Raw genomic sequence first — 5,531 nt, forward strand, 5'->3', positions numbered from 1 at the left:
ATCCCCAATCCCCAATCCCCAATCCCCAATCCCCAATCCCCATTTATTTTAAATAATATTAAAAAATATTATTTATTTAAATATATTTTAAGTTTTATAGTAAAGAATATTTATTTATTTTAATTAATTTATTTAATTAAAACAAATAAATATTTATTTATTATTTTTCGCAATATTTATGATGCTCCTATTTTTTCTTTATTTTCATAACTATTAATGAACAGATAATATTTTTAATAATAAAAAATCGAATTTGAAAGTTTTGAATAAATTAAGTTCTTTTAAGAATATATTGTTTGATAAGAAATATTTCTTATATTTAAATATTGATATTTAAACAGCTTCATCTTTTAATCCATCTTTGAAAAAGTAGAACATGGGTCCTTTGGCGGTGTCATCTTCCCAATAGGAGATTGCGACACTTCCAACAATTTCACCTTCATCATTTTCTCCATTGGCTCCAGTATAAAGTTCAATATCATCATATTTAGGCACAATGAATTTAATAAAAGCTTGAGCTCCTTTTTTGAATCCTTCAACTCTGTCTTTTTTTCCGTTTTCTTCCAAATAAGCAATAATTTTCTTGAAATAGTCTTTAATATAAGCCATAAATTCTTTTTTACTCATATTAACTTGTTTTAAATCATGATTTGCAACAACATCAAGAACCATCTCCACATTACCTTGGGCTGGAGCCTCCTCAGGTGCTTCCTCTGGTTGGCCAAAAGCATTTCCACATCCAATATCGACATCACCTAAATCGTCTTTTGGTCTGTTTTTTGAAGGAATTTTTAAAATTGCATCTTCATATTCTGATGTCATCTCGAAAGTATCGGAAGTCATTTCATCGCCGGTTAATACATCCTTAAAGATTCTCATCTTTAAATGATAAAAATTAATAAATTTTAATAATTTATATTAATAAAAATAAATTAATCATTAAAAAGAATAATAATCCTTTTTAAGAATATAAAAATAAAACATTCTAATTCTTAAAAAGAATAAAACTATTGCTCTTCAACAGTTACATTTCCTGCTAGGATTTGATTAATCTGATCATTTGCTTGCTCAAATTCATCTTTAGTCATATTTAATAATTTATACATTTGAGGAGCCTTTTTAGCATCCTTTAAAGTTACACTGTTAAGCAAAGGTTCAATATCATTCTTAAACAAGTCACAATATAGGGAACCGTCACATGGAGTCACATTTCCATATGACATGACATTAATCATATAAGTTGTGTCATTTATATCCGCTTCACAGATGTAAACATCAATTATATCAGATGTTTCACTGGAATTGCTTGATGAATTATTTGTATCATTTGTTGAAGGAACAGCCTGGGAATAGAATATTTTCCAGTCAACCCCATTAAAGTTACGGGTTTCAGGAGCTGCCATACCTTGTAACATATACAAATTTGTAATGAATGAACCTTGTTTTACACAAGACATATTATAAGTGATATTTTTATCCTTTTCTGTATAGGATGCTGTCCAATTAGAATATTTGGACTTTTCAACCTTGTTGACACTTACTTCACCTTGGAATGTACCGCTCATAAATTGATTATCAAAATCAGTGTGAGCTGCGAATAAATCAAAGGCATAAGCTCCACCGATTACGGCTAAAACAACTGCAATTAGAGCAATGACAATTCCAATAATCTTTTTATTCATTATTTTTCCTCCATAATTTTAGAAAAATTTTTTTTAAATTAAAAAATTATAATATTAATTTCTTTCTTATCATTATTAATATTAATTATTTTTAAAAATATTAAAAAATAATTAAAAAAGAATTAAAAAAGATTTAAAATAATAAAAAAGAAATAAAAATAAAGAAAATTTAAAAATAAAAAGAATTATTTAGCTAAAGTAAAGTTTGGTCTGAATTTAGAACTTCTTTTTATATTCTTTATTTCTACCTTACTTGGACATTTGTGCTCTTCCAACATAAGGATTTTATAATCATAATCTTCAGGTAAGCTACTGTCCTTACCGTCAATAAGACCTCTGAAACTTACACCGATGTCACCGGTTCCACCTATATCAAAATTTAATCTTTCAATGCTATTGAAGTTTTCAAAAAACATCTCCAATTCAATTGTTCTTTCCATAGGTGCTTTATAATGAACTGCCATTATTTTATTGGAACTAGTTCTCACTTTAATAAATTTCTGTTCCATTTCAATTGTTTCACCATCACGAACCTTTTTCAAAGTTACAAATGGGCTAATTTCATTTGATTCCATTAGTTCACCTCAAGTAATCTATTTTCAAAAAAATCTTATTTATCTAAAATTAAAAATTTACGTATGACTAAATTTTTATTCAATTAAATATTTTGTCAATATCTTATTTAACCATTACGATTATAAAAAGAAAAAACCTATTTAAAAAAGCTTATTTTTTATAAAAAGTTAAAAAGCAGACAAAAATACTCAAAGAATAATAAAAGAATAATAAAAGAATAATAATTTCGCTGGAAAATTTATTAAAAACTAAAAATACTGATAATTAAACTGGTAAAGAAAGATTAAAATATATAAATATTAAAAATAACATAACTCTATGTATAACTATATATAGTTATAAAAAATTATTTTCAAGGTGAAAAGATGTGTAGTTCTGGAGGCCCAATGGCCGATCTTTCAATGAAAAAATTGAAAACTAAAAAATATAAATGTCTTGACTGTGGAAATGAATTTAAAGGATTAGGTAAAAAAGTTATCTGTCCTTCTTGTCAAAGCGACAACGTAGAATCTAAAGAGAAATAAATTATTAATTTAGTTTAAAAACTTAAATAATATTATTTTAATTAGTTTTAATTTTAATTATTTTAATTATTTAATTATTTTTAATTTACTCAAAGATTTTAATAAAATTTTAATTGATTTTAATTGATTTTAATTGATTTTAATTGATTTTAATTGATTTTAATTAAATATTAACTTAAAATATAAATTAATTTAATAATATTAAAATTTAAACTTTTTAATAATTTCACTCTTTACTTTTTTTATTAGTTTTACTTTAAAAATTATTGATACCATGAAAAGGGAAATTAAATTTAGCGAAGATGAAATACTTTTTCTTCTTGGAGAAAGTGGAATGGTAGGCATCATCAAGGCTGGAGAAGACAAAATGCTTTTTATAGGAACTCCAGACAATGATGAAATTGTTCAATACCTTGAAAAAGATGATTTAATAGCTGTTTCTTCTTTTAATCTTGGAGAAAAATATGAAAAGGGAATAAGATCCCTTGCATATCTGACAAGAGACATTGAATCTCCAATTCTTGTTCTTCCAAAGGACCATCCAAGTTCAAAAAGACTTAAAATGGTTTTATCAGTTGGTGAAAATGTTAGACTGGACTGTGGAATCGTTCCTGGAACACATCCTGAACAGGACATTCTATGTTCCTGCGACAGCTTATCCGGCCTAAACATAATTAAATCTGAAGACGGCGTAATTATCGAAGGGGAAGTCAAAAACTATAAAATAGAACCATTTTAAATTAATCAAAAGCAAAAAAAACTATAAAAGAACATTTTTATTAAAAAAACAAATCAAAACCTAATTAAAAAAAAATCTTTAAAGCTGACAATTATGTTATTTCATGAACAAGCATTCCAAATCATTGGTGAAGGAGTAATAATTTTAATAGTTATAATATTTATCCTATTGATTATTTCACTTATATTAGGAATAATCCTATTAAGGAAAAATAAATTAGTATTTCCATCACTGATTATATATGCAATCAATGTTTTTTACTCTCCTTTAAAGAGTTTAGCGAAATATTTAGGATTTGATGAAGATTTGATTGATCACATCGGTATTGAAGTAAGAAATAAAGTAAATAAACCTAAATTCGATTCAATTCCACCTGAAGAAAAGATAATTGTTCTTCCACATTGCCTTAGATCTGCAGAATGTGAAGCAAGCCTTAAGGAAAGTGGAATCAAATGTACCTATTGTGGAAAATGTGCTATCGGTACAATCAAATCAAAGGCAGAACCTATGGGATACAAGGTTTTTATTGTTCCAGGTTCAAGTTTTGTTAAAAAAATCGTTCAGCAAAACAAATTCAAGGCAGTTTTAGGTGTTGCATGTCATGTTGACTTGAATCAAACCATGATGGCATTATCAGATTTTGCACCTCAGGGAGTTCTTCTTTCAAATTCAGGATGTTTTGAAACAAGAGTTGATATAGGCAATGTTTTGGAAAAAATAGGATATTATGAATATCGTGAAAAAGAGAAAGAGCTTAAAAAATCTGAAAAAGAAGAAAAAGAAGAAATAAAAACTGCTTAAAAAAAATAACTCTTAAAAAAAATAACTCTTAAAAAAAAAATAACTCTTAAAAAAAATAAGAAAAAAAACTTCTTAAAAAAAAATAACTCTTAAAGAAAAAGAAAAACAAAAACTGCTTAAAAAATTATTAAACAATTATAATTTTTGTAAATTGCAAATAATTAAAAATTTATTTTTCATAGAATTCCATCAAGTCATCTGATTCACCTGATGCTTCAAATTCCTCAATAAAGAGTTTTAAATCCTTAAAAAACTCTTTTTTTCTATTTTTTATATCTTTTATTTTAGAATAATCTTTTTTTATAATCAATTTCATTAAAATATCATCGGTTTCAAGTGCAATTTCAGGAAACTGATTGCTTGAGCTTTCTTCAAATATAAGGCTGTCAATCTCATTCTCAAGACCATTATCTTTTTCTAAAAGATTATCAAAGTCTGAAAACTCCAGAAAATCATCTTCAAAAATAGGCTTGCTATTTTCCAAATCCTTTTTAAATTCCTCGAAATCCTTTTTAAAATCAATAAATTCTTCTTGAGACATTTTTTTCACTGAATCTTTTTTTTTAAAATAAATTATACATGTACCTAAATAACATGTATCTTCAATATCTCTATTTCCAATTGAAGCAAAATAATCACTATTTGCTATGTTAGAGCTAAAATTCAAATTCATTAAAAAGCTATAGTTAATTTGCTTTTTATAATCTGTTAATTCAATATATTTTCCATCAATAAGTTGATTTAAATCTTTAACAGTAGTATTTCTTGATATTTCAAACATGTCCATATATTCCTGTGTAGTGATTTCATTAATATTGGATTTTAAGAAGATTCTTTGCCTATCATTTAAAATACCGTTTACATTATTTCTAAAGATTACTTTGAAAAACTCTCCGGACTCCATGAATTCAGGTTCTTCTAGACCAAATCTTTTCATTTCATCCTTCATACGTTTAATTCCAGTTCCAACATGCTCCATATATATTGTTTTTGAAAATATCCTTGATAATGTTTCATTTCTATGAATAGGTTTATTTTCCTCCAATTCAGAAACTTTTAAAGGATAAACTAATCTGCCAGGACTTTTAATTTCAATTCTATCTGGGTAGATATAGAATGTTATTGATGCTGTTTGAATTGTATAATCCCTATGCGCCAAAGCATTAACAAGCGCTTCACGTATAGCTTCAAAGGGATATTCATAATTGG

The 5,531-nt window shown here is 26.1% G+C and carries 7 protein-coding genes; 3 read left to right on the forward strand and 4 right to left on the reverse strand.

Features of this window, described 5'->3' with window-relative positions:
- Positions 1–333 precede the first annotated feature (333 nt).
- From Q0138_RS09195 to Q0138_RS09205, 3 genes are all read right to left on the reverse strand, one after another.
- Entirely contained in the window at positions 334–879 is a 546-nt protein-coding gene (locus Q0138_RS09195; RefSeq protein WP_297983794.1) for a translationally-controlled tumor protein, read from the reverse strand.
- A 128-nt stretch (positions 880–1,007) separates the two neighbouring features.
- Complete coding sequence (locus Q0138_RS09200) at positions 1,008–1,682, reverse strand: hypothetical protein (RefSeq protein ID WP_297983797.1); 675 nt, start codon at positions 1,680–1,682, stop codon at positions 1,008–1,010.
- Between the two features lie 185 nt (positions 1,683–1,867).
- On the reverse strand, positions 1,868–2,257 hold the full coding sequence (locus Q0138_RS09205; protein ID WP_297983799.1) for a hypothetical protein: 390 nt from the start codon (positions 2,255–2,257) through the stop codon (positions 1,868–1,870).
- Between the two features lie 366 nt (positions 2,258–2,623).
- Between Q0138_RS09205 and Q0138_RS09210 the strand changes: the two genes are divergently transcribed.
- The 3 genes from Q0138_RS09210 (at position 2,624) to Q0138_RS09220 (ending at position 4,322) form a co-directional block, all read left to right on the forward strand.
- Positions 2,624–2,782, forward strand: coding sequence for a hypothetical protein (locus tag Q0138_RS09210; protein ID WP_297983802.1), 159 nt, complete (start codon positions 2,624–2,626; stop codon positions 2,780–2,782).
- A gap of 274 nt (positions 2,783–3,056) precedes the next feature.
- Positions 3,057–3,521, forward strand: coding sequence for a hypothetical protein (locus Q0138_RS09215; protein ID WP_297983805.1), 465 nt, complete (start codon positions 3,057–3,059; stop codon positions 3,519–3,521).
- 93 nt (positions 3,522–3,614) lie between these two features.
- Positions 3,615–4,322 (forward strand): DUF116 domain-containing protein, encoded by a 708-nt coding sequence (locus Q0138_RS09220; RefSeq protein ID WP_297983808.1) that lies wholly within the window; start codon positions 3,615–3,617, stop codon positions 4,320–4,322.
- Between the two features lie 169 nt (positions 4,323–4,491).
- Here Q0138_RS09220 and Q0138_RS09225 read toward each other — a convergent pair.
- A partial coding sequence (locus tag Q0138_RS09225; RefSeq protein ID WP_297983812.1) for an ATP-binding protein occupies positions 4,492–5,531 on the reverse strand: 1,040 nt, incomplete at its 5' end.

The organism is uncultured Methanobrevibacter sp. (genome assembly GCF_937906425.1).
Classification (GTDB): domain Archaea; phylum Methanobacteriota; class Methanobacteria; order Methanobacteriales; family Methanobacteriaceae; genus Methanobrevibacter.